Annotated in this window: 24 protein-coding genes; 13 read left to right on the forward strand and 11 right to left on the reverse strand. The window is 63.6% G+C overall.

All coding sequences use genetic code 11. The features are described from left to right. Positions 1 to 4 precede the first annotated feature (4 nt). From KVT37_RS00565 to KVT37_RS00615, 11 genes are all read left to right on the forward strand, one after another. Entirely contained in the window at positions 5 to 775 is a 771-nt protein-coding gene (locus tag KVT37_RS00565; RefSeq protein ID WP_217568630.1) for an ATP-binding cassette domain-containing protein, read from the forward strand. Positions 776 to 807: 32 nt separating this feature from the next. Next, positions 808 to 1,794: an autoinducer 2 ABC transporter substrate-binding protein gene (locus KVT37_RS00570; RefSeq protein WP_217568631.1), complete on the forward strand. Its 987-nt coding sequence runs from the start codon at positions 808 to 810 to the stop codon at positions 1,792 to 1,794. A gap of 68 nt (positions 1,795 to 1,862) precedes the next feature. After that, positions 1,863 to 2,789 carry an ABC transporter permease gene (locus tag KVT37_RS00575; protein ID WP_254633737.1) on the forward strand — a complete coding sequence of 309 codons (927 nt, stop codon included), beginning with the start codon at positions 1,863 to 1,865 and terminating at the stop codon, positions 2,787 to 2,789. After that, positions 2,786 to 3,745 carry an ABC transporter permease gene (locus tag KVT37_RS00580; RefSeq protein ID WP_217568635.1) on the forward strand — a complete coding sequence of 320 codons (960 nt, stop codon included), beginning with the start codon at positions 2,786 to 2,788 and terminating at the stop codon, positions 3,743 to 3,745. The genes KVT37_RS00575 and KVT37_RS00580 overlap by 4 nt, the downstream gene beginning before the upstream one ends. Next, the gene (locus KVT37_RS00585) at positions 3,745 to 5,061 is read left to right on the forward strand and encodes a M20 family metallopeptidase (protein WP_217568637.1); all 1,317 of its coding nucleotides are present in this window, start codon (positions 3,745 to 3,747) and stop codon (positions 5,059 to 5,061) included. Before KVT37_RS00580 ends, KVT37_RS00585 begins: the two co-directional genes overlap by 1 nt. A 116-nt stretch (positions 5,062 to 5,177) precedes the next feature. Then, positions 5,178 to 6,065, forward strand: coding sequence for a cytochrome c oxidase subunit II (locus KVT37_RS00590; protein WP_217568639.1), 888 nt, complete (start codon positions 5,178 to 5,180; stop codon positions 6,063 to 6,065). Between the two features lie 17 nt (positions 6,066 to 6,082). Continuing rightward, positions 6,083 to 7,852 carry a cytochrome c oxidase subunit I gene (gene ctaD, locus KVT37_RS00595; protein WP_217568641.1) on the forward strand — a complete coding sequence of 590 codons (1,770 nt, stop codon included), beginning with the start codon at positions 6,083 to 6,085 and terminating at the stop codon, positions 7,850 to 7,852. Beyond that, positions 7,849 to 8,553, forward strand: coding sequence for a cytochrome c oxidase subunit 3 (locus tag KVT37_RS00600; RefSeq protein ID WP_217568643.1), 705 nt, complete (start codon positions 7,849 to 7,851; stop codon positions 8,551 to 8,553). The genes ctaD and KVT37_RS00600 overlap by 4 nt, the downstream gene beginning before the upstream one ends. Before the next feature lie 10 nt (positions 8,554 to 8,563). Continuing rightward, positions 8,564 to 9,286 (forward strand): heme-copper oxidase subunit III family protein, encoded by a 723-nt coding sequence (locus KVT37_RS00605; RefSeq protein WP_217568645.1) that lies wholly within the window; start codon positions 8,564 to 8,566, stop codon positions 9,284 to 9,286. A 9-nt stretch (positions 9,287 to 9,295) separates the two neighbouring features. Next, positions 9,296 to 9,700 (forward strand): cytochrome C oxidase subunit IV family protein, encoded by a 405-nt coding sequence (locus KVT37_RS00610; RefSeq protein ID WP_217568647.1) that lies wholly within the window; start codon positions 9,296 to 9,298, stop codon positions 9,698 to 9,700. A 104-nt stretch (positions 9,701 to 9,804) separates the two neighbouring features. Beyond that, a complete protein-coding gene (locus KVT37_RS00615) occupies positions 9,805 to 10,278 on the forward strand; it encodes an aminoacyl-tRNA deacylase (protein ID WP_217568648.1) in 474 nt (157 codons plus the stop codon). Between the two features lie 42 nt (positions 10,279 to 10,320). Here the strand turns inward: KVT37_RS00615 and KVT37_RS00620 are convergent, their stop codons facing one another. Both KVT37_RS00620 and KVT37_RS00625 read right to left on the reverse strand, forming a co-directional pair. Next, positions 10,321 to 11,139 carry a DUF2189 domain-containing protein gene (locus KVT37_RS00620; RefSeq protein WP_217568650.1) on the reverse strand — a complete coding sequence of 273 codons (819 nt, stop codon included), beginning with the start codon at positions 11,137 to 11,139 and terminating at the stop codon, positions 10,321 to 10,323. A gap of 469 nt (positions 11,140 to 11,608) precedes the next feature. Further along, positions 11,609 to 11,989 carry a cytochrome c family protein gene (locus tag KVT37_RS00625; RefSeq protein WP_217568653.1) on the reverse strand — a complete coding sequence of 127 codons (381 nt, stop codon included), beginning with the start codon at positions 11,987 to 11,989 and terminating at the stop codon, positions 11,609 to 11,611. Between the two features lie 269 nt (positions 11,990 to 12,258). On the opposite strand from KVT37_RS00625, the gene KVT37_RS00630 reads away from it, so the two are divergent. Continuing rightward, positions 12,259 to 12,885 carry an isochorismatase family protein gene (locus KVT37_RS00630; protein ID WP_217568655.1) on the forward strand — a complete coding sequence of 209 codons (627 nt, stop codon included), beginning with the start codon at positions 12,259 to 12,261 and terminating at the stop codon, positions 12,883 to 12,885. Between the two features lie 10 nt (positions 12,886 to 12,895). Here KVT37_RS00630 and KVT37_RS00635 read toward each other — a convergent pair whose 3' ends face one another. The 7 genes from KVT37_RS00635 to KVT37_RS00665 form a co-directional block, all read right to left on the reverse strand. Next, a complete protein-coding gene (locus KVT37_RS00635) occupies positions 12,896 to 13,774 on the reverse strand; it encodes an SMP-30/gluconolactonase/LRE family protein (protein WP_217568657.1) in 879 nt (292 codons plus the stop codon). A 37-nt stretch (positions 13,775 to 13,811) separates the two neighbouring features. After that, positions 13,812 to 14,774, reverse strand: a complete 963-nt coding sequence (locus KVT37_RS00640) for a 3-keto-5-aminohexanoate cleavage protein (RefSeq protein ID WP_217568659.1) — start codon at positions 14,772 to 14,774, stop codon at positions 13,812 to 13,814. Further along, positions 14,771 to 15,718, reverse strand: a complete 948-nt coding sequence (locus tag KVT37_RS00645) for a 3-hydroxyacyl-CoA dehydrogenase (RefSeq protein ID WP_217568661.1) — start codon at positions 15,716 to 15,718, stop codon at positions 14,771 to 14,773. The genes KVT37_RS00640 and KVT37_RS00645 overlap by 4 nt, the downstream gene beginning before the upstream one ends. 10 nt (positions 15,719 to 15,728) lie before the next feature. Beyond that, a complete protein-coding gene (locus KVT37_RS00650) occupies positions 15,729 to 16,535 on the reverse strand; it encodes an SDR family oxidoreductase (protein WP_217568663.1) in 807 nt (268 codons plus the stop codon). A 12-nt stretch (positions 16,536 to 16,547) separates the two neighbouring features. After that, a complete protein-coding gene (locus KVT37_RS00655) occupies positions 16,548 to 18,623 on the reverse strand; it encodes an ABC transporter permease (protein WP_217568665.1) in 2,076 nt (691 codons plus the stop codon). After that, on the reverse strand, positions 18,620 to 20,152 hold the full coding sequence (locus KVT37_RS00660) for a sugar ABC transporter ATP-binding protein (protein WP_217568667.1): 1,533 nt from the start codon (positions 20,150 to 20,152) through the stop codon (positions 18,620 to 18,622). Before KVT37_RS00660 ends, KVT37_RS00655 begins: the two co-directional genes overlap by 4 nt. Positions 20,153 to 20,251: 99 nt before the next feature. Continuing rightward, a complete protein-coding gene (locus tag KVT37_RS00665; protein ID WP_217568668.1) occupies positions 20,252 to 21,379 on the reverse strand; it encodes a sugar ABC transporter substrate-binding protein in 1,128 nt (375 codons plus the stop codon). Positions 21,380 to 21,596: 217 nt separating this feature from the next. Here KVT37_RS00665 and KVT37_RS00670 point away from each other — a divergent pair, with 217 nt between their 5' ends. Then, positions 21,597 to 22,277: a GntR family transcriptional regulator gene (locus tag KVT37_RS00670; protein WP_217568669.1), complete on the forward strand. Its 681-nt coding sequence runs from the start codon at positions 21,597 to 21,599 to the stop codon at positions 22,275 to 22,277. 25 nt (positions 22,278 to 22,302) lie between these two features. Here the strand turns inward: KVT37_RS00670 and KVT37_RS00675 are convergent, their stop codons facing one another. Continuing rightward, positions 22,303 to 22,830 (reverse strand): hypothetical protein, encoded by a 528-nt coding sequence (locus KVT37_RS00675; RefSeq protein WP_308642531.1) that lies wholly within the window; start codon positions 22,828 to 22,830, stop codon positions 22,303 to 22,305. A gap of 175 nt (positions 22,831 to 23,005) precedes the next feature. Beyond that, positions 23,006 to 24,490 carry a trigger factor gene (tig, locus tag KVT37_RS00680; protein WP_217568670.1) on the reverse strand — a complete coding sequence of 495 codons (1,485 nt, stop codon included), beginning with the start codon at positions 24,488 to 24,490 and terminating at the stop codon, positions 23,006 to 23,008.

A 24,490-nucleotide genomic window follows, 5' to 3' on the forward strand; every position in this document is an offset into this window, starting at 1 on the left:
CGCCATGACCGCCCCCTTTCTCGTCGCCAGGAACATCGCCAAGCGCTTCGGCGCGCTGACCGCGCTTGCAAATGTCGACCTGGAAATCCGCTCCGGCGAAGTGCTGGCGCTGCTCGGCGACAATGGTGCAGGGAAATCGACCTTCATCAAGATCCTGGCGGGCGCCCATCCGCCGAGCGACGGCGAACTTCTCATCGAAGGCAACGCCGTCGCGTTCTCCTCGCCAAAGGATGCGGCCGCGTCCGGGATCGCGACAATCTTCCAGGAACTGGCGCTTTCGGAGAACCTGTCGATCGCCGAAAACGTCTTTCTCGGCCGGGAATTGAAACGCTCCATTTTTGGCGTTCCCTTTCTGAAGCGCGCCGAGATGCGCCAGCGCGTCGACGGCCTTCTGCAGGAACTCGACGCCCATATCTCCGATCCCGAAGCCCCGGTCGGCAGCCTGTCGGGCGGCCAGCGCCAGGCCGTCGCCATCTGCCGGGCGCTCAATCTCAACGCACGGCTGGTCATCATGGACGAGCCGACGGCGGCCCTTGCCGTCGCCGAGACCCGCAAGGTGCTGGCGCTGACGCGGCGCCTTGCCGGGCGCGGCTGCGCCGTCGTGCTGATCAGCCACAACATTTCCGAAGTCTTCGAGGTTGCCGACCGGATCGTGGTGTTCCGGCGCGGCCGCAAGGTGGCCGAAAGGCTGGCCGCCGAGACCAATCACGAAGAAGTCGTCTCGCTCATAACAGGCGCCCATCCCGACGTGCGGGCGCTCGAAAAAACAAACTGACACGCACGTCATTCCAGAGAGGATCAAACACAATGCTTTCACAACTCAGGAAAGTGCTCGCGGCCTCCGCGCTGTCGTTCGTCGTCGCGACGGCGGCGCACGCGGCAGACAAGCACAAGGTCGCCTTCGTCCCGCAGCTGATCGGCATTCCCTATTTCAACGCCATGGAAGCCGGCGGCAATCGCGCCGCCAAGGATCTGGGCGTCGATTTCGTCTATTCCGGCCCGGTCGACACCAATCCGGTCGACCAGCTGCAAATCGTCCAGAACATGATCGATCAGGGCGTAGAGGCGATTTCGGTCAGCGTGCTCGATGCCTCCAGCATCGCGCCGGTGGTCGAAAGCGCCAAGGCCAAGGGCATAAAACTGTTCACCAGCGACAGCGATGCGCCCGACAGCGGCCGCGCCGTCTATGTCGCGCAGGCGACCGACGAAGGCCTCGGCACCACGATCATCGACGAACTGGTCAAGCGCGTCGGCGAGGACGCCACGATCGGCATCGTCTCGGGCGAGGCGACCGCGTCCAACCTCAACGCCTGGATCGGCTTCATGCAGAAGGAAGCCACCGCCAAATATCCCAAGCTGAAGCTGCTCGCCCCGCAATTCGCCGGCGGCACGGCCGAGCGCGCCGCGCAGATTTCAGGCGACCTCATGGCGGCCAATTCTGACATCAAGGCCATCATCGCCGTCGCGTCCTCGACTTGCCCGGGCGTTGCCCAGGCAATCGAGACCGCCGGTAAGATCGGCGCTGTCATCGGCACCGGTTACTGCAGCCCGAACACCGCCCGCTCCTATCTGAAGAGCGGCGCCTTCGGCTTCACCGTGCTGTGGGATCCCGAACAGCTGGGCTACCTCACGGTCTGGGCCGGCAAGCAGCTGATCGACGGCAAGAGCTTCGAGGCCGAGAACAAGATCGCCGGCCTGGACAAGCCCGCCACCTACGATGCCGCCAAGGGCATCCTGCTGCTCGGACCGCCGGCCGTCTTCACCAAGGACAATGTCGACAAGTTCAACTTCTGAGCCCTGACGTGAGCGCGGTGCGGCAGTCTGGAAACGGTGTTCTCTCCATGAACGGGCGGGAGTTGTCCTTGCTTGTCGCCTGTTTGGTGGCGATCGTCGTCTTCTCTGTCGCTTCGCCGCACTACGCCACCTCGGGCAACGCGGTCACGGTGCTGCGCAACAGCGTCGAACTGCTGCTCATCGGCCTCGGCATGACCTTGCTGCTCGCCATGGGCGGCATTGATGTCTCGATCGGCATCGTCATGGGCCTCGCGGCCATCGCCATCGGCCGCATACTTGGCGCCGATGGCAGCCCGTTCCTGGCGCTTGTCGCCGGGCCGGCGGTCGGCGCGCTGCTGGGTTGCGTGACCGCCGCGGTCGTCGTCCTCGGCCGCGTTCCGGCCATCGTCGGAACGCTCGGCCTGCTCGGCGTCTACCGCACCGCCGTGTTTGCGCTGCTTGGCGGGCAATGGCTCTCCGGCCTGCCCTCGAACCTCACCGATCTGCTGGCGGCCACCGTGCTTGGAATCCCCGTGCCAGCCCTGGTGATTGCAATCGCCTATCTGGTGGTATGGCTCGCGGTCCGGCGAACGCCCTATGGCTTGCATCTGCTGGCGATCGGCAATTCGGAGGAAAAGGCGCGGCTTTCGGGAATTCCGGTGATCAAGGTCCGCTTCATGACCTTTGTCGTCAGCGGCGTCCTGACCGGTATCGCCGCCACGTTCTATGTCGCCACCTACCGCAATGTCGAAATGTCGGTCGGCAGCACGTCGGCGCTGGATGCCATCGCCGCGGTTATTCTCGGCGGCACCAGCATATTGGGCGGCCGCTGCAGCCTGCTAGGCACCGTGCTCGGCGTGCTGCTGCTCAGAATTCTCCAGAACGGCCTGCTGCTGATCGGCGTTCCCTCGCTTTGGCAGCCCGTCGTCACCGGCGTGCTGATCATCGGCGTACTCGGCTTCGAAGCGGTCTCCAATCGCCTTCCTCTCACCCGGTTCCAGCGAGCCCGCGCATGAGAACGCTCCGGAATCTGCAGGGCCCTGCCCTGACCCTGGCTTTGCTGTGCGCGCTCTGGCTGATCGTGATCGTCGGCCTGCTGGCACTCAAGCCTTCCGTCTTCAATCTCGGCACGCTCACCACCATTCTTCAGTTCTCGACCATCCTGGCGCTGGTCGGCCTCGGACAGGGGCTGGTCATCCTGGCCGGCGGCACAGGCATCGACCTGTCGGTCGGCGGCGCGGTTTCGCTCTCCGCCATCATCGCCATGCTGTCGCTCAAACTGGGCCTGCCGCCGGTCCTGCTGCCTGCCGTCTGCATCCTGGCCGGCGCGGCACTCGGCGCCCTCAACGGTTTGCTGGTGAACGGTCTGGCGCTGCTGCCTTTCATCGCTACGCTCGGCACCTTCTTCGTCTATTCCGGCGTTGCACTTGCCGTCACCGGCGGCGCGGCCCAGTCGGGCGTGCCCGCCTGGCTTCTCGTGTGGGGGCGCGGTGTCGTCGCCGGCATTCCGGTGCCCTTCCTCACTTTGGCCATCCCCTGCTTCGCGCTGGCCGGCCTGGCGCTGATGGCGACCGCCTGGGGCCGTTGGATCTACGCGATGGGCTTCAACGAACGCTCGGCCCGGTTGGTCGGGATTCCGGTCGATCGCGTACGTTTCATCCTTTATGCGCTGAGCGGCGCGCTGGCCGGCGCCGCCGGTCTGGTTTCGCTCGCCTGGCTCGGCAGCGGCAGGCCCAATATCGGTCAGAACCTCGAGCTTGAATCGCTGACCGCCGCGATGCTTGGCGGCATCGCCATCACCGGCGGGCGCGGCGGCGTCGGCGGCGTGTTCGCGGCCGTTCTGCTCCTGGTCACGCTGAAGACCGGCCTGCTGCAATTGAACATCAACACGGTTTGGCAAGTGGGGATCGTCGGCGCCCTTCTGGTGTTCGTCCTTCTTGCCGACCGGCTTTCCCAACGTTGGAGATCCTAATGCCTTCCATGGAAGAGACCATCGCCGCGCGCGTCGAGGCAGCGGCCGACCGCATCGTCCAGACGCTGAGCGATCTCGTCGCCTTCCCCTCGATCGTGAAATCCAATCCGAAGGAGGCCGGGCCGGGCGAGCGCGATTGTCAGCTCTATCTGCAAAAGCGCATCGAAGCGCTCGGCTTCACCACCGACCTGTGGGACCCAGACGGCCCGGCGCTCTATGAAAAATACAAGGGACGCGCCGGCGCCAACAAGGGCAGGACTTTTGAAGGCCGGCCCAATCTCGGCGGCGTGCTGAAGGGCACGGGAGGCGGCCGCTCAATCATGCTCACCGGCCATATCGACGTCGTCCCGCCAGGTGCCGCCGGACATTGGACAACCGATCCGTTCCAGCCCGTGCTGAAGGACGGCTTCCTGCATGGCCGCGGCACGGTCGACATGAAAGGCGGCGTCGCCTGCATGCTGATGGCGGTCGAAATTCTCAGGGAGCTGCAAATCCCCCTGTCCGGAGACGTCGTCTTCACCACCGTCGTCGACGAGGAGATCGGCGGCATGGGCTCGCTTGCCATGGTCGATCGCGGCTTTCGCGCCGATGCCGGCATCATGACCGAACCGACGGCAAACAGGATCGCGCCGCTCTGTCACGGCATCCTGTGGGGCAGGATCATCGTCGACGGCATAGGCGGCCATGCGGAACTCACGCCGAATGCCTGGTATTCGAGCGGCCCGGTCGATGCCGTGCAGCTCTGTCGGCAGATCCTCGACGGCATCGACATCCTCAACCGGCGCTGGATGTTCGACCCGAAGAAGAACCATCCGCTGATGGAACTGCCCAACCAGATCATCGTCACCCAGATCAATGCCGGCGAGCACCCCTCCTCCATGGCCGGGCGCGGCGAGATCATCATCGACGCGCAGTACCTGCCGAGCGAGCATGACGAATTCAGGCTGGGCGGCAACGTCAAGCGCGAGATCGAGGAGCACATCGCCAATGTCTGCCAGGCGGATCCTTATCTGCGCCTGCATCCTGCCCGCGTCGAATGGATTCTCGATGCCGACTGCGCCGAAATCCCGTCCGACAGTCCGTTCATCGGCGTGTTCCAGGAGGCTGTGAAGGACGCCGATCTGTCGCCGGTGCTCAGCGGCTTCGGCGCGCATAGCGACATCGGCCTGCCAACAGGCCTCGGCAACACGCCGACCGTCAACTTCGGCCCCGGCGACCCGGCGCAGGCGCATCAGCCCAATGAGCGCGTTTCAGTGCGCGATCTCATCGACTGCACCAAGGCAATTGCGATTGCTGTGGAGAAATGGTGCCGCTAGGGCAGCATTTTGCCAATCGGATAGTCGGCTCTGGAATTTCAACCGGAAATCGAGCATGATGCGCTTCGGCATTTTCGGGACGCTTCGCGCGCTTGGAATGCCGGGAGGAACGGGACATGGCCGTTGTGCTTGTACTCGTTTTAATCGTCGTGGGCTCGGTGTTGTTCCACCTCCTGAGCCCATGGTGGTGGACGCCCATTGCCTCGAACTGGGACTATATAGACAACACCATCATCATCAGCTTCTGGATCACCGGCATCGTCTTTGCCGCTGTCGTCCTCTTCATGGCTTATTGTGTCTTCCGCTTCCGGCACCGGGAAGGCAATCGCGCGGTTTATGAACCGGAGAACAAGCGCCTCGAATCGTGGCTGATGATCGTCACCGCGGTCGGCGTCACCGCCTTGCTGGTTCCCGGCCTGTTCGTCTGGAGCCGCTTCGTCACGGTTCCAAGCGATGCGACCGAAGTCGAGGTCGTCGCCCAGCAATGGCAGTGGAGCTTCCGTCTGCCGGGCAAGGACGGCAAGCTCGGGACTTCCGACACCCGCGACGTCACCGCCGACAATCCGTTGGGCGTCGCCCCCAAGGATCCGAACGGCCAGGATGATGTCCTGGTCGAAGCCGCCGATCTTCATCTGCCGATCGGCAAGCCGATCAAGGTGCTGCTGCGGTCGATCGATGTGCTGCACGATTTCTATATTCCGGAATTCCGCGCCAAGATGGACATGATCCCCGGCTCGGTTACCTATTTCTGGTTCACCCCGACCAGGACCGGCACCTTCCAGGTCCTGTGCGCCGAACTATGCGGCCAAGGGCACCCGCTGATGCATGGCGTGGTCGTGGTCGACACCGAGCAGGATTATCTGGCCTGGCTCGGCCAGCAGCAGACTTTCGCGCAATTGTCGGCGCCCCAGCAATCGGGCTCGGCGAACCAGCCGCCAGGAAAGATAATCGCGTCCAATCTGGGCGTCGCGGCAAACTCGAAACTTTCGAGGTCCGCACAATAGGGCGCGGAGGTGCTCAAATGGTCGACGTCACACCCGCAGATGCCGTTCCGCCCGCCGAAGTCGGGGAGGTGGAACTCTACCATCCGCACAGCTGGTGGACGAAATATGTCTTCTCGCAGGACGCAAAGGTCATAGCGGTCCAGTACTCGGCGACCGCAACCGCGATCGGCCTCGTGGCCCTGGTTCTGTCCTGGCTCATGCGCCTGCAGCTCGGCTTTCCCGGCACGTTCGACTTCATCACTCCGGAGGCCTACTACCAGTTCATCACCATGCACGGCATGATCATGGTGATCTACCTGCTCACCGCGCTCTTCCTCGGCGGCTTCGGCAATTACCTCATCCCGCTGATGGTCGGCGCCCGCGACATGGTCTTTCCCTATGTCAACATGCTGAGCTACTGGGTCTATCTGCTCGCCGTGCTGGTTTTGGTGTCGAGCTTCTTTGCGCCGGGCGGACCGACCGGCGCCGGCTGGACGCTCTATCCGCCGCAGGCCATCATGACCGGCACCCCCGGCGGACAGGACTGGGGCATCATATTGATGCTTTCTTCGCTCATCCTGTTCATCATCGGCTTCACGATGGGCGGCCTGAACTACGTGGTGACGGTCCTGCAGGGCCGCACGCGCGGCATGACCTTGATGCGCCTGCCGCTCACCGTCTGGGGCATCTTCACCGCCACCGTCATGGCGCTGCTCGCCTTCCCGGCGCTGTTTGTCGCTTGTGTGATGATGCTGCTTGACCGCGTTCTCGGCACCTCGTTCTTCATGCCGGCGATTGTCGAGATGGGCACGCAGCTGCAGCACAATGGCGGCAGCCCGATCCTGTTCCAGCATCTGTTCTGGTTCTTCGGCCACCCGGAGGTCTACATCGTCGCCCTGCCGGCCTTCGGCATCGTGTCCGACCTGATCAGCACGCATGCGCGCAAGAACATCTTCGGCTACCGCATGATGGTTTGGGCGATCATCGCCATCGGCGCCCTGAGCTTCGTTGTCTGGGCGCATCATATGTATGTCAGCGGCATGCATCCCTATTTCGGCTTCTTCTTCGCGACCACGACCCTGATCATTGCCGTGCCGACGGCAATCAAGGTCTATAACTGGGTGCTGACGCTGTGGCGCGGCGATATCCATCTGACCATACCGATGCTTTTCGCGCTCGCCTTCATCGTCACCTTCGTCAATGGCGGCCTGACCGGACTGTTCCTCGGCAATGTCGTCGTCGACGTGCCGCTGTCGGACACGATGTTCGTCGTCGCCCATTTCCACATGGTCATGGGCGTCGCGCCGATCCTGGTGATCTTCGGCGCGATCTATCACTGGTATCCGAAGGTCACCGGGCGGATGCTCGACGAAACGCTCGGCAAGTTCCACTTCTGGGTCACCTTTCTCGGCGCCTACCTGATCTTCTTCCCCATGCACTACCTCGGCCTGATGGGCATTCCGCGGCGTTACGCCGAGCTCACCGACATGACCATCATGACGGAGTCGGCCCATCACCTAAACTCGTTCATCAGCATCATGGCCTTCATCGTCGGCTTCGCCCAGATGGTGTTCCTGTTCAACTTGATCTGGAGCATCCGCCATGGCCGTGAGGCCGGCGGCAACCCGTGGCGGGCGACGACGCTCGAGTGGCAGACGCCTGAGACGCCGCCGGCGCACGGCAATTTCGGCAAGGAACTGCCGATCGTCTATCGCTGGGCCTATGACTACAGCGTGCCGGGGGCCAAGGAAGACTTCATCCCGCAGAACGTGCCGGGCGACTTCGCCCCCTCCAGGGAGCCGGCATGAGCGTCATCCTGGTCTTTCTGCTGGTGATCGCCGGCTTCGCCGGATGGTGGCTCTCGCACCAACGGCTGACGGCCAAGCCCTGGCTGGAGCAAAATCTGGCCGGGGATTTCGTCGGTTTCGACCGGTCTTCGCTGCCCACCGCCAAGATCGGCCTCGGCGTGTTCCTCGCCGTCGTCGGCTGCCTGTTCTCGCTATTCACCAGCGCCTATTTCATGCGTATGGGCCTTCCCGACTGGCAGCCGCTGCCGCTGCCGCGCCTGCTCTGGCTGAACACCGGCGTGCTGGTGCTGAGTAGCGTCGCGCTGCAATGCGCGGTGATCGCCGCCCGCCGAGGCCAGACCGACAACATCAGGCTCGGCCTTGCCACGGCGGGGTTCACGGCGGTTGCTTTCCTGATCGGGCAGCTGGTGGCTTGGCGGCAACTGACCGCAGACGGCTATCTGCTCGCATCCAACCCGGCCAACAGCTTCTTCTATCTGATCACCGGCGTGCACGGCCTGCACATACTCGGCGGTCTGGTGGGACTTGGCAGGACGAGCATCGGCGCCTGGAACGAAGCGCGGCCGGAGCGGCTTCGCCTCAGCGTCGAGCTCTGCGCCATGTACTGGCATTTCCTGCTTTTCGTCTGGCTCTGCATCTTCGCCCTTCTGGCGGGTTGGGCGGGGACGCTCATCGACATTTGCCGAGGACTGCTGACCTAGGAGACCGGCGATGGCCGAGACGACCATGACACATACCAGCCAGATGGAGCCCAGACCCGCCGGTTGGCGCGGCATTGCCGCCGATTGGGCCTCGGACCAGCGGGCGTTCAAGAACGTGTCCTGGGGCAAGGCCATGATGTGGATCTTCCTGCTCAGCGACACCTTCATCTTCGGCTGCTTCCTGCTCTCCTACATGACCGCGCGCATTTCCACGCGCGTGCCGTGGCCGAATCCGAGCGAGGTTTTCGCCCTGCGCATCGGCGGTTCGGAGATCCCGCTCATCCTGATCGCGATCATGACCTTCGTGCTGATCTCGAGCAGCGGAACCATGGCCATGGCGGTCAATTTCGGCTACCGCCGCGATCGCCGTAAAACCGCGATCCTGATGCTTTTGACTGCTGCGCTCGGCGCGACATTCGTCGGCATGCAGGCCTTCGAATGGACCAAGCTGATCACCGAAGGGGTCCGGCCATGGGGCAATCCCTGGGGGGCCGCGCAATTCGGCTCATGCTTCTTCATGATCACCGGCTTCCACGGCACGCACGTCACGATCGGGGTGATCTTCCTGATCATCGTGGCGCGAAAGGTCTGGCGCGGTGATTTCGACACCGGGCGGCCCGGCTACTTCACCAGCCGCCGGGGTCGCTACGAGAATGTCGAGATCATGGGGCTGTACTGGCACTTCGTCGACCTGGTCTGGGTGTTCATCTTCGCCTTCTTCTATCTTTGGTGAGAGGCAGATATGGCTGAAGCAACCGCAAACGGTCTCGGACAACACGCACTGCACGCCGCCCATGCGCCGGATGCGGCCACGGCAGCGGTCGCCCACGCCGAGGTTCATCAGGAGCACCCGATCAAGCTCTACCTGGTGGTCTGGGCGTGGCTGTTCATCCTCAGCACCTGCTCCTACCTGGTCGACTATTTCGGCATCCACGGCTATCTCAGATGGTCGCTGATCCTGATCTTCATGATGCTCAAGGCGGGGCTGATCGTCGCCGTCTTCATGCACATGGCCTGGGAACGGCTGGCGATGATGTATGCGATCATCCTGCCGCCGATACTGGTGCTGGTCTTCGTAACCATGATGGTTTTCGAAGCCGACTATACGCTGCTGACCCGTATCGCGTTTTTCGGACCCGGCCCCTGACGCGCACCAGCGGAACGGCCGATCGCGGTGCCTTGAAACAACAGGCCGCTGGTCCATTTTGGTTTGACATATGCGTCGTGAACTCAAGCAAAAGGACGCGGACAATGACCATAGCAAACAGGCTGAGGCATTTTATCGACGGCAAGGGAATCCCGTACGACACCGTCGCGCATCACCGCACTTCCACCAGCAGGCAGGCCGCCATCGCCGCGCATGTGCCCGGCAGCATCATGGCCAAGTCCGTGGTCGTTCACCACGAACTCGGCTACGCGCTGGCCGTGGTCCCAAGCACCCACAGGATCGAGCTCGGCAAGCTGCAGGACGTCATGGACAAGCGCCTCGGGCTCGCTTCCGAGGATGAGGTTGTATCGCTCTTCGACGATTGCGACATCGGCGCCGTACCGCCGATCGGCGCGGCCTATGACGTGCCGGTCATTCTGGACGAAAGCCTGCGCGATGCAGCCGATATCTATTTCGAGGGCGGCGACCACAAGACGCTGGTGCATGTCAGCGGCAAGGATTTCCGCAACCTGACCACGGGCGCGCGCCAGGCCCGGTTCAGCCACCGGGCCTTCTGAGCGCGGCGGCGCAGGCCGCCTGCGCGCGGCGACAGGTCTTGCTTACGTCGCCGGTCTGGGGACGGCCGGCGGCTCCACGACCTTGCGATAGACATGCCAGGTGGCGTGGCCGAGAACCGGCAGCACGACCGCCAGGCCTGCGAACACCGGCAGCGAACCGATGATCAGCGCGACGGCGACGATCAACCCCCAGACGGCCATCACGATCGGGTTGGCCAGGACCACGCGCACCGACGTGTGGATGGCTTCGTAGGCGCCGACGTCGCGATCGAGCAGCAGCGGGAAAGCCACCACGGTGGTGCACAGCACGACCACGGCGAACACGAACCCTAGGGCGTGGCCCAGCACGATCAGCGTCCAGCCGCGCCCGGTGGCGAAAATCTCGGCTATGAAACTGGACAGTGACGCCGGCGGTTCAGGGCCGAACAGCTGCTCGTAGAAGATCTTGGCGGTCAAAAGCCAGGCGATGAAGATCGCGAACAACATGATCCCGACCGCGGCGATGGCCGGCAGCGCCGGAGAATTCCTGACCTCGAAAGCATGTTTCCAGGAAGCGTCCAGCCCGGCTTCCCGCCTGCGGCTGATCTCATAGAGGCCGATCGCCGCGAGTGGCCCGATCAGCGCAAAGCCTGATACCAGCGGAAACAGCAGCGGCAACGTGTTTGCTCCCGATGTCCAGGTGGCGAGCACGACACCGACGAGTGGATAGATCATGCACAGGAACACGATGTGCGAGGGTTTGACCATGAAGTCGTCGACACCGCGCCTGAGCGCATCGAAAAGATCGGAAACGCCGATCTTTCTCACTCTGGTATGCTCCAGCGTTTCGCTGGCGCCTGCAATCACGTGAAAGCTTGCCATGACCGTTCCTCCAGATCGGGTCCGGCAAGGTCGCGGTTTCAACGGTGCTACAGCTCTGCGTGACTGGCCACGCAAACCGCGACCTGCACTGACCGCCAACATACTCCTTTGCGCCCGATTTGTCGTCATTTCATTGGAACGGGTGCGGCAGGCAGCCAGGTCTGCATACTGGCTCCAGAAGATATTTTTCGATATTCTCTTGCAGCGTCGCGTGCCCTCTTGGGCGCGCAAAGGACGCTGTACCGCTTTGATGGGCCTACGGTCCTTTTCGAAAATCGATCCCGATTTTCGGGGCATACGCCCGGTCGAAGGTGAACGTGATGGACACGCGCACGCTTGTCATACTCGGCCTTGGCATAGTTGTTCTGCTGCTGTTGGGGTTCTTCGCGCTGCCGGCGTAACGGCACGCGGCGCGACCTTTCAACGGTGCAATTGCCGGACGACCAGCGATGGTGCCCGGAAGGGTCGCCTATTTGGAGAACTGCTTCAGATAGGCGATGACGTTGGCTATGTCCTTGTCGTCCTTGAGGCCGGGAAATGTCATCTTCGTCCCCTTGACCATCGCCTGGGGGGCGTGAAGGTAGGTCGTCAGGGTCGGCTCGTCCCATTTGACGCCGGATTTTCCAGCCGCGATCATGGCTGCGGAATAAGTGAAGTTGGGATGCGTGCCGGCGACACGCCCGATGACGCCGTTCAGAGACGGACCGATCCTGTTCTGGTCCTGGTCGGCAATGTGGCAGACCTTGCACTTGGTGAAGACCTTTTCGCCCGCGGCAGCATCTTGCGCCTGCGATGGGCTTGCGAAGAAGGTCGTAGCGGACAAGACGATGAAAAGCGCGATTATACGCATCGCATTTCCTCCCTGATGGTCTCGTTTTGCGTTGGAACGATCGGCACCACACCTGACCCGCTTGCGTGCGCCGCACGTTAGAGCGGAGAATCCGGATTTCTTCAGTGGAATTGCGGCACCTACATACCACAGAATCGTCCAAATGGGATAGAAAAAGCCAGCTTTTGCCGAGGCTTAAGCCGTCGGCGATACGCGAATGACCTCCAGCCATTTCGGCCAAATTTATGCTAGAGGACGGCTGACCGCCATCAACCGACAGGAAGACAGCAATGCCTCAGCACGGCAATGAGCCTTGGCCGTTCGACAGCAAGCGCGCCGCCCTCTTGGTCATCGACATGCAGAGCGACTTCGTCGACGAAGGCGCCGTCATGGAAGTCGCGATGGCGCGGCAGCGCATTCCGGCCATGCGGCAGGTGATAGAGCTATGCCGCGCGGCCGGCGTCCCGGTGATCTACACGCAGCACGTCTTGAGCGACCATTTCGATATCTCGCCGCTCGAAACCGCCTACCAGCCAAGACTGAAGGCCAAGGGCATGCGGGAAGGCAGCGCCGGCACCGGGATCGTTTCGGCGCTCGCGCCCCTGCCCGGCGATGTGATCATCAAGAAGCATCGCTATGACGCCTTCCATAACACGCAGCTGGAGACGGTGCTGCGCAACATTCGCGGCGCCGGCCAGGTCGACACCGTCATCATCATCGGCACGGTGACCAGCATCTGCTGCGAATCCACCGCCCGCAGCGCCTTCATGCGCGACTACAAGGTGGCCTTCGTCAGCGACGCCAATGGCGGGCTGGACGAGGCCTCGCACAATGCGACGCTCGATATCATCGGCAAGGTCTTTGGCCGCGTCATGAGTTCAGCCGAACTGGCGCAAGAGCTCCAGGCGGACGCCTGAGCGCAACCCGTCAGCCGCCAAATCTCGGTTCGGGAACGCCGGTCACGCCTAGGTCGGTGATGGCGAACAGGCTGCCGCGCAGCACGCCGTCGCCGGGAAACCGTGGCAGCGGCGGCTTGGCCATCGACGTCACGTAGAGCGTGTCGAGCTTCGGCCCGCCGAACATGACGCTGGTGATCTTTTTCACAGGCATGTCGATGATGCGGTCGACGGTGCCGTCGGGCGCATAGCGCACCAGCCTCCCATCATAGACCAGCGCGTTCCACAGATAGCCCTCGCTATCGACGGTCGAGCCGTCGGCGGCCCCGCCCTTGCTGGTGTCGACGCGAACGAAGGTGCGGCGGTTGGTGGCGGCACCCGTGGCGATGTCGTAGTCATAAGCCCAGATCTCGCCGGTCCAGGTGTCGGCGAAATAGAAGGTGCGGTCGTCCGGGCTCCAGCACGGACCGTTGGAGCAGATGATGCCGGAATCGATGCGGGTGACGGAGAAGTCCTGATCGAGCCGGTAGAGGCCGCCGGACGGTCCTTCTTCCATCGTGTCCATCGAGCCGGCGAAGAAGCGGCCGCGCCGGTCGACCTTGCCGTCATTGAGGCGGTTCGCCGGGCGATCCGGTTCCGGATCGTGGATAAGGGTCACCTCGCCGGTGGCGAAGTCGAGCAAATGGAAGCCGCGCTGCAGCGAGACCACGGCGCCGCTGCCATCCTTGCGCAGCGCCATCGAACCGATCTTCATCGGCACGTCCCAGGAGCGGATCTCGCGCCCATCGGCGGTGGCACGGAACACGCGCCCGTCGAAACTGTCGATCCAGTACAGGCGCTCCTGCTCGACATCCCACAGCGGCCCCTCGCCCAGTGTCGTCTTGACGTCCACGACCACGTCGATCTTCATCCCATCCTCCTCGGTTTTCGCGCGTCTGCCGGCGGCCTCAGAAAGCCACCTGGTCGCCGCCTTTCAGTTGCAGGATCTGCCGCGCCTCGTCGGGCGTCGCCACCTCCATGCCAAGCCCTTCGATGATCTTGCGCGCCAGCACGACCTGTTCGGCATTCGACTTGGCGAGCTTGCCTTTGCCGGCCCACAGGCTGTCTTCGAGCCCGACGCGGATGTTGCCGCCAAGCGCGGCCGACTGCGCGGCGATGCGCAACTGGCTGGCGCCGGCGCCTAGCACCGACCAGCGGAACTGGTCACCGAACAACCGGTCGGCGGTACGCTTCATATGCGCGACATCCTCCGGATGCGTGCCGATGCCGCCAAGCAGGCCGAACACCGACTGCACGAAAAAGGGCGGCTTCACCAGCCCACGGTCGGCGAAGTGGGCAAGATTGTAGAGATGCGCAATGTCGTAGCACTCGAACTCGAAGCGCGTGCCGTTGTCGTAACAGGTGGCCAGAATGTATTCGATGTCCTTGAACGAATTGCGGAAAACCAGGTCGCGCGTCGCTTCCAGATGCGGCTTTTCCCAATCGAACTTGAAGGTCTCGTATTTGTCGGCGAGGTGGTAGAGGCCGAAATTGATCGAGCCCATGTTGAGCGAAGCCACCTCCGGCTTGAATTGGGCGGCTGGGCGCACCCGCTCCTCGACCTTCATATACGGGCTACCGCCGGTGGTGATGTTGATGGCGGCAGCGGTGCCTTGCTTGACGCGCGGCAGGAAGCGGGCAAAGGCCTCCGGCGTCTGGTCGGGTTTGCCGGTCTCGGGGTCGCGGGCATGCAGATGCAGGATCGCAGCGCCAGCTTCCGCCGCGGCGATCGCCTCCGCGGCGATCTGGTCTGGCGTGATCGGTAGATAGGGCGACATCGTCGGCGTGTGGATCGCGCCGGTCACCGCGCAGGTAATGATGACCTTACCCTTGGCAGCGGGCGCGCCGGACTTGCGGCTGGTTTCGTTCATTGTCCAAACTCCTGATCCGATTTCTTCTTGTGCGCCGCCAACGCCATCAGCCGCCGATCCCGCCATACCTGCCGGTCGCCCAGGTCTTTTCTGGGCAAGCGCTTGCTTCGCTCGGCCTCGACGGTCTCCATCACCTCGCCGCCCCAGTCGACGCGACGCAGCATCTGCGGAAAGATGTTGGAATAAATGCCCTGATAGCGCTCGACATAGTCGCGCACGCCGCCCGGCGCGTTGAGATCGATGGTCTCGAACGGCCCCATGAAAGACCAGCGCAGCGCCAGCCCGTCGCGAATGCCGATGTCGACATCCTCGACGCTGGCGTAGCCGTCCGCGACAAGCCTGAATGCCTCTTCCAGGAGAGCGCCCTGCAAGCGGTTCATGATGAAGCCGTCGAGCTCGCGCTTCATCACCAGCGGCGCATGACCGGCATCGATGAGGAAGGCGCGCGTTCTTTCGAGCGTCTCGGCGGACGTCCACGGCGCCGGCACGACTTCGGCCGCGGGAATGAGATAGGGCGGATTGATCGGATGCACGACCAGGCAGCGGTCCCGCCCTTGCAGATGGTCGGTGAATTTCGACGGCAACAGCGCCGAGGTGGAACTGGCGATCACCGCGTGCGGACCGGCAAGCCTGTCGATCAGCGAGAACACCTCTCGCTTCACCTCGAGGTTTTCGGGCGTGTTCTCCTGGACATGGGCCGCATCGGCCAGCGCCTCCGCCAGCTCGCCGACGATGGTGATACGCCCTAGCACGGTGTCGACGGGCTGGCCGCGCAGCAGGTCGTTCGCGGCAAGGTCGCCGAGCACCCCTTCAATGTAGTCGCGGGCACCACCCGTCGCGTCAGGTGACTGGTCCCACATGCGCACATCATGTCCGGCGCGGGCGAAGCTGATCGCCCAGGCCCGGCCGATGAAGCCGCTTCCGACAATTGCGACATTGGCCATGGAAGGTTCCTCAGAGTGTTTCGACGTTGCCGTCGACGCCGAGCGACTGGCCGGAAATGTTGATGCCGGCGTCCGACAGCAGGAAGGCGACCATCGAGGCCACATCGTAGGGGCTGGTCATTCGGCGCAGCGAGATGTTCTGCAGGTAGCGTCCGGTCATCTCCTCATGGCTGATGCCGATCTGCTTTGCGCGGGCCGAGATGACGCCTTCGATGCGTGGCCCCTCGATGATGCCGGGCAGGATGGCGTTGACCCTGATGCCGTGCGGGCCGAGCTCCTTGGCCAGGCTCTGCGTGAAACCGATGACGCCGAACTTGGCGGCCGAATAGGGCGTGCGGAACGCGTAGCCGTGGCGGCCGGCCGCCGACGACATCGAGACGATCGAGCCGCCGCCGGCGGCCTTGATGAGCGGAACCGCGCGGCGCGCGCAGAGGAACTGGCCTGTCAGACAAACGTCGATGCACCGCCGCCAATCCGCCGGGTCGATCTCGTCGACGCCGCCAGTCGGCCCTGCGATACCGGCATTGTTGATCAGCGCGTCGAGCCCGCCGAGTTTTTGCTCCACGGCTTCGAACAACCGGTCGACGTCGTCATCGCGCGAAACGTCGGCTTTGATCGCGCCGACCAGCGCGATCTTCCTAGGCGCGGCCGCCAGAGCCTCGTCGGACACGTCGCATACCATGATGCGTGCGCCGAGCCGCGACAGCGTTTCGGCAATCGCAAAGCCGATGCCGCCGGCGCCTGCCGTCACCAGCACGCGCTGGCCTTTGAGCCCCGCCAGAAATTCATCCGCCGACACCGGTGCCTTTGAGCTCATAGTTCAGTCCTTTCATTGCAGCCGCCGTTCGCGCAGCGCCATGACGGCGCCCAGAACGACCAGCCCGTAGAGAATTGCCCGCGTCGCATACGGCAGCGTCGTGCCGGCAAGCAGCATCTGCAACGCTGTCAGCAGCAGCACGCCGCCGAGCATGCCGAGATAGTGGCCGCGCCCACCGGTGATCAGCGCGCCGCCGACCACCACAACGGCGATCGACGGCAAGAGATAATCGTCGCCCATGCCGAGGCTCGCTTGACCCGAAAAGCCGGTCAGCATGACGCCGACAATGGCAGCGCAGAAAGCCGAGAGCATATAAACCAGGATCAGCGTCCGCTCGACGCCGATGCCCGACAGGCGCGCCGCGCGCAGCCCGTTGCCGATGCCATACACCCGGCGTCCGAACGGCGTGCGCCCGAGCAGCAGCACTGCCGCTACGACGAAGATAATCATCAGCAGCACGATCGGTGTCACGAAACCGAGTTTGGCCGTCATGAACCAGCGCAGCATCGGCGAGGAGAAACCGGCCGGCGTTCCCTGCGAATAGACAAGTGCGAAGCCTTGCAGGATGCCGTTGGTGGCGAGCGTCATGACGATCGGCGAGATGCCGAGATAGGCGATGCCGAAACCATTGGCGAAACCAATGGCGCAGGCCATCACCAGCACGACCGGCAAGGCGTAGACAAGAGCGGCGTCGGAGCCGTTGACCATGCCCGCCAGGATGATGCCGGAAATGCCGATCGTCCACGGCACCGAAAGGTCCAGGCCTCCCGTCAGGATGACCGTGCCCTGCCCCAGCGCCAGCACGGCGAGGAAGGACGACAGCACCAGCAAGGAGTTCCAGTAACCCGGATTGAAGATGGCGCGGCCGAGCCAGATCTGTGTGACGATCACGATCGCCAGCAGGCAGATATAGGCAGGCAGCGCATAACGCAGCGCCTCGGCGTTGCGCAGCCGAAAAGCCGGGCGTGGCGAGGCCGGCCCGCGCTGGCCGTTCGGTGGTCCGGCCATCTTCAGCCGCCGGTCGATCGGTTCAAGCTGCGAAGGCAACATCCCGGCGCGCCAGGCGGCCAGCCGGTCGCGTGCCGCGCGCAGTTGCACGGCAAGCACCGACGTGTGGGACAAGGAGCCGGCAAGGGCCGCCAGCACCAGGATGGTGCCTTCAGCGATGGTCGAATAATAAGCCGACACATTGAGCACCAGCAGGATGTTCACCACCATCATCAGGATGTAGGCGCCGAAGACGGTGCCGACGGGACCACCCTGCCCGCCGCCAAGGCGCGAGCCGCCGACGACGACCGCGGCGAACATCGACAGAAGCAGCGGATTGCCGACCAGCGGGTCGCCGCTGCCGGTCTGCGCGCTGATGAACACGCCGGCAAAACCGTAGCAGCCGCCGGCGATCACATAGACGGCAAAGCGCACCAGCACGATGTTGATGCCGACGGAAGCGGCCGAATCCACATCGCTGCCGACGGCATAGAGCGCGGTGCCGAAACGGGTACCCTTCAGCCAGAACCAGGCGAGCAGCACCACGCCGATCACCACCAGCGGCATCGGCAGCCAGCCGGCGATCGCATCGCCGAGATAGAAGGTGCCGAGATCGGGCGACACGAAGCCGCCGGGCTTGTCCATGACCAGCAGCGTCACGCCTTGCAGGATGAACATGGTGGACAGCGTCACGACGATGGGCTGCATGCGCAGCACCGCGATGAAGAAGCCGTTGAAGGCGCCCACGGCCATACCGACACCTATGCCGACCGCCGTCCACAACAGGATGCTGGCGCCTGGAGCCATCGGGTCCATGCTCGATGCCAGCACGACATTGACCAGCGAAATCACCGCGCCGGCGGAGAGGTCGAAGCCGCCCGAAAGGATCACGATGGTCTGGCCGATCGCCGCAAGCGCCGATGTCGCGCCGCCGCTGGACAGGAACGACACGTCGAAATAGGTGAGCGGCCCGGCGCTGATCCAGTCGACGATGAAAAGCAGGATCGCCAGCACGGCCGCCGCGATCAGCGCGCCGCGATTGCGCATCAGCGCGCGGCGCAGCCCAAGGCGTGTGGAAGCGGGAGACGAAACGCTGCTCATGCGGCGACATCCCCGGCATGCCCGAGCGCCGGCCGCATGATGGCAGGCTCGGTGATGGCGTCTCCCTCGAGCTCGGCGGCGATGCCTCCGTCATAGAGAACCAGAACCCGGTCGCATTGGTGGACCAACTCGGGGATCTCGGTCGAGTGAAGCAGGATCGAGCCGCCGGCGGCGACATAGTTTCGCATCATCACATAAAGCTCATGCTTGGTGCCGACATCGATGCCGCGCGTGGGATCGAACAGCAGCAGGATGCGGCTCTGCGCCACCAGCCATTTGGCGATTGCGATCTTCTGCTGGTTGCCGCCGGAAAACGCCCCGGCCCGCGTCCACAAAGCGCGGCGGTCGACCTCGACGGTGGCGAACGCCTCCTCGACCGAGCTTCTCTCGGCAGCGGCGTCGACAAGTCCGAGCCGTGTGAAACGCGACACGACCGGCAGCGTGGCGTTCTGGCTACCCGACAGTTTGAGGAACAGGCCCTCGGATTTGCGGTCCTCAGGCACGAGCCCGATCGCCATGTTGGGTCGGAGCGCGTCCGCCGGTGAGCCGAGCCACACCTTGCGGCCGTCGACAAGGATGTGGCCTCGGGTGATTTCGGCCATGCCGAAGCAGGCCAGGAACAGATCCTGCTGGCCCATGCCCTGCAGTCCGGCAACACCCAGGATCTCTCCCCGGCGCAGATCGAAGCTGGCGCCGTCGAGCTTGTGCCCGACCTTGAGGTCACGCGCGCCCAGGACCGGCGGGCCGAAAGCCTGGGCGCCGTCGGGCTTGGGTGGGAAAGTCTGCTCGATGCTGCGGCCGATGATCTTTTCGATGACGTCGGCGTCCGAGACATCGCTGACTGGCGCGGTCACGATGTGGCGGCCGTTTCTCAGGATCGTCAGCGTATCGCAAAAGGCGCGCACCTCGCGCATGCGGTGAGTGATGAAGACGATGGTGGTGCCCGCCGCTTTCAGCCTGGCGATGATGTCGCCCAGCCAATCGACGTCGCGGCCGGCGAGCGTCGAAGTCGGCTCGTCCAGCAGCAGGATGCGCGGCTTGCGGTAGACCGCTCGCGCGATCTCGATCTTCTGACGCACGGAAAGCTCGAGCTCGCCCACCTCGGCGTCGAGATCGACGAAAAAACCGAGATCGTCGATATGGCAGCGCACTGCCTTGCGCGCCGCCTTGCGGCGGATCAGCCCGGTCACGCCGACAGGGGCATAGGGCAAAAGCATGTTGTCGAGGACGGAGAGATCGCGCACCAGGGTCATCTCCTGGAACGCCGTCTGCACCCCCAGAGCATGTGCGGCGCGCGGCGCGCCATAGCCGATCTCCTTGCCGAAGACCCTGATATGACCGGCACTCGGTCGCACCAGTCCCGACAGCAATTTGACCAGTGTCGACTTGCCGGCTCCGTTCTCCCCCAACAGCGCGTGAACGCTGCCGGGCTCGATGCGAAACGACACGCCATCCAGCGCGACGGTCGGGCCAAAAGCCTTGCCGATGCCGTCGATCTCAATGGCGGGGAGCGCGGAGTGTTCTGTCATGTCCTCGATCGCCGGGCTGCGCCCTTTGAAACGCATTAGCGCGGATCGACGATGCGTGGACAAGACGCCCGCGCATCACCGAGATTTGCCTTGGGAGGCTTAGTTCTCCGGCTGCCCGACAAGCGCGGCGTTGAGGCCGATCTCGGGCGTCTGGTCGGAGAAGATCGAAGCGAACCAGCCGGGGTTGGAAACCAGCGACGGCTTGAACACGTTGCAGCCGGCCTTCATTTCCGCCCACGTGCCTTCATTGCACAGCTTGATCGTCTCGTTGGTGACAACCGGGAGCGGCAGGATCGTGGTTTTCGGCACGTCCTTGCCTTCGATCGCTTCGACGGCGAGCTTAAGCGCCAACGCACCCGAATAGGGAGGCGAAGCGTATGAAATGCGCTGCGCGCCCGCCGGCGCATAAGGGGCAGCCGCGCCTTCGACTTCGGTGCCCTCCGGCAGCATCTGGATACGGCCGCCATTGGAGCCCTCGCCGGCGCAAGGCAGGAGTTCGCTGGCCTTCTTGCCGGCCTCGAGCTGCATCGAGTTGGCGGTGAAGCAGCCGACCTGCATCCACAGCCCGTTGATATCGCCCCAGTTACGGGTCGCGAGGATCTTGGAGAGCTCGGTACGGGCAACCGCCTGGCTCCACATGCCGACAGCCTCGCCGACGATCTTGATGTCGGGGTATTTGGCAAAGACTTCCTTGGCCGCCTTCGTCCGCTGGTCATCGACCGATGTTCCGGGAACACCGGTAATGGCGATGATGTTGCCCTTGCCGTTGAGCTTCTTGACCAGCCACTCGGCTGTCACCCTGCCCGCTTCCAGCTGATCGATATGGACATTGTAGGCGCAGGGCTCGGTGATCTCGGCGTCGTAAGCGAAGACCTTCACCCCCTTGTCGCAGGCATTTTTCACGACCTGATTGAGCGCGGTCGGCGAGATCGGATAGACGACGATCGCCTCGGCGCCGCTTTGCACCATGGCATTGATCTGCTGGATCTGGCGCTGCGCGTTGGGTCCGGCAACCTGGACCTGCAGGTCGACCTTGTCGGCCAGGCTCTTGTGAGCGGCCATGGCTTTGACCATGTTTGCCGCCTCGGCCTGCCAATCGTTGCCGATGTAGCTCATGCTGAGAAATATCTTGTGCTTCTGCGCTGCTTCAGCGCCCGACATACCAAAGGCGCAAGCGGCCATGCCGGCCAGCAGCGCAAGCCGCCGGACTTTCGATCCGATTCCCATGTGAATTCCTCCCGATACGAACGGCCGAATGCCTCCCAAAGGCACGAGACGTGACCCTTGCCATTCGACAGCTGCGACCGTACCATCATTTGATCAAAGATCAATGATGAAATCGTGCCTATTTCGGGTTAAGGTGCGGACGCTTGACGCAGCAGCCGGAACCCTGCATTCGGGAAACGGGTAACAGAGCGGTCTTACGCGGGAAGATTGACAGGAGATGGCTGGAGCGGCGTTCAGGAAGCCGGGTGTGGAAATCGCGCCGCTGTCCAAGGAGACCTTGCAGGACAGGGTCTACCGCCATGTCACGGAATTGATCCTCGACGGCAGCATCGTGCCCGGCGAGATGGTGACGGTGCAAAGCCTTGCCGATGCGTTCGGGGTCAGCCCGATGCCGGTCAGGGAGGCGCTGCGGCGGCTCACCGCCGCCGGCGCGCTGATGGTCGTGTCAGGCCGCTCCATAGGAATTCCGGCTCTCAGCCGCGCGCGTCTCATCGATCTCAGGAATGTCCGCTTCGAGATCGAGGCGATCGCCGCCGCATGGGCGGCCGAGCGCATGAGCGACCAGGACATCGCGCGGTTGCGCCAGCTTCTGGATGCGCTTGAACAGGCCAACGCCGCCGGCGACGTCAAATCCTACCTGCGCGCCAACTACGCCTTCCATTTCTCGATCTATCGGGCGGCGGGCTCCGAGAACATCCTCAGCATCATCGAAAATCTGTGGCTGCAGATCAGCCCCTATTTCAACATGCTGCACGATTCCGGAAACTATTCGACAGCCAACGAGCACCATCAGGAGATGTTTGCCGCATTGCGAGACCGCGACGCGCAAGCGGTCAGCAAGGCCGTCCGCGCCGATATCGACGCCGCATTCGATGTTCTGGTGGATCTGCTGAAATAGGATCTAAGCAGCCGGCGGATGAAATTCACGGCGGATCGGTCTTGCAGCTTGCGGCGATCTGGCCGATCGCTTCGGAGAGACCCGCGAGCTCGAAATCGGCCTCGCCGCGTCCCGACAGGAGGCCGAAGCGCCATGACAGCGTCAGCCGGTTCGCCGAGGCCAGGCGCCTGATGCCGTCGTCTCCATCCCTGACCAGCGTCCTGCCATGCGCACCGACCGACCAGCTTTCGTCGGTCTTGCCGCCACCGTCGACAATGACGGAGATGGTGATCTTGCGGCTGGCGGACACCGAATCGTTGAGCTGCAGCCATTCGCTCCAGCGTGGTTCGCCATCGGGCCGGCAAGCCAAGGTCAGCACCGGGCTGTAGCCTAGCGCTCCGCCCCCGGTGATCAGCTTGTTGCTGGCATGCAGCGACGCGGTGATCTGGCCGTCGCTGCCGGCGCCGACGCTCCAGCTGCCGAGATTCGGCTCAGCCCGCGCGGCGCCGGCCGCTGCGGCAAACAAGAGCGCCGCGGCAACGACCACGCCTCTCATCATGAACCCCAGCTTCACCAATGCCTCCAAGCGCCCGCGAATGCGATGAAGCGCAGATAATGCTCAACGGTTCGTATCGCCAGCAGCGGGCCATCAAGACAGATTGCCGGTGTTGCCGCGCCGCCACAATGAAATACCCCACAATGAAAAAGGCCGCCCTGAGGCGGCCTTTCGAAGTCGGTGCTGAAACCTGTTACTCGGCTTCCTTGGCGGCCTTTTTCTTCGGCGCGGCCTTCTTCTTCGGCTCTTCGGCCTCGTCGGCGCCTTCACTTGCCTTGGCTTCGGCCTTCTTCGAGGCAGCCTTCTTGGCCGGCTTTGCCTTGGCCGCGGTCTCGGTCTCCTCGTCGTCGGCCATCAGCTCGTCCTTGCCGACCTTGACGTCGTTGACCGAGATCTGGCCGAGCAGATAATCGACGACCTTCTCTTCGAACATCGGCGCCCGCAGCGCGTTGATGGCTTCCGGGTTGCCGCGATAGAACTCGAAGGCTTCCTGCTGCTGGTTGGCCGGGAAGCGACGCACCTGCTCGAACAGGCCGCGCTGCAGTTCCTCGTCCGACACGGTGACGCCGGCCTTCTCGCCGATCTCGGCCAGAACCAGGCCCAGGCGCACGCGGCGTTCGGCAAGGCGCATATATTCGGCGCGCGCCTCTTCTTCCGTCGTCTCTTCGTCGGCGAAGGTACGGCCGGCGGCCTCGAGGTCGCGGTTGACCTGTGCCCAGATGTTGTTGAACTCGGCCTCGACGAGCTTCGACGGCGCCTCGAACGAATAGGAAGCATCGAGCTGGTCGAGCAGTTGGCGCTTCACCTTCTGGCGGGTCATCGAGCCGAACTGGTTCTCGATCTGGCCGCGCACGATCTCGCGCAGGCGCTCCAACGATTCCAGTCCGAGATTCTTGGCCGTCTCGTCATTGACCTCCAGCGCGCCGGGTGCCGACACTTCCTTGACGGTGACGTCGAAGGTAGCTTCCTTGCCGGCCAGATGCGCCGCCTGGTAGTTTTCAGGGAATGTGACGGTGACCTGCTTCTCATCGCCGGCCTTCGTGCCGACCAGTTGGTCCTCGAAGCCCGGGATGAACTCCTTGGAGCCGAGCACCAGCGGCTGGTCGGTGCCGGCGCCGCCGGCGAAAGCCTCGCCGCCGATCTTGCCGAGATAATCGATGGTCACGCGGTCGCCCTCGGCGGCCTTGCCGGTCTTCGGCTCGTAGCTGCGCGCCGATTCGGCAACGCGCTTGACCTGATCGTCGACTTCCGATTCCGGCACGTCGTAGACCTGACGCGTCACCTTGATGTCGGAGAAGTCCTTGATCTCGATCGCCGGGATGACTTCGTAATTGAGGCTGAACTCGAAGTCGGAGCCGCCGGCCAGGATCTTCTCGGCCTCCTTCTCGTCCTCGGTCATGATCACTTCGGGCTGCATGGCGGCCTTTTCGCCGCGACCCGAGATGATCGAACGGGTCGAGTCGTTGAGGATCTCGTTCACGACCTCGGCCATGAACGACTTGCCGTACATCTTGCGCAGGTGCTGCACCGGCACCTTGCCCGGGCGGAAGCCGTTGATGCGCACCTTGTCGCGGGCATCGGTAAGCCGCGCCATCAGCTTGGCTTCCATGTCACCGGCCGGCACGGTGATCTTGATCTCGCGCTTGAGACCGGAGTTGAGCGTTTCGGTGACTTGCAT

It is taken from the genome of Mesorhizobium sp. GbtcB19 (assembly GCF_019091085.1).
Lineage (GTDB): Bacteria > Pseudomonadota > Alphaproteobacteria > Rhizobiales > Rhizobiaceae > Mesorhizobium.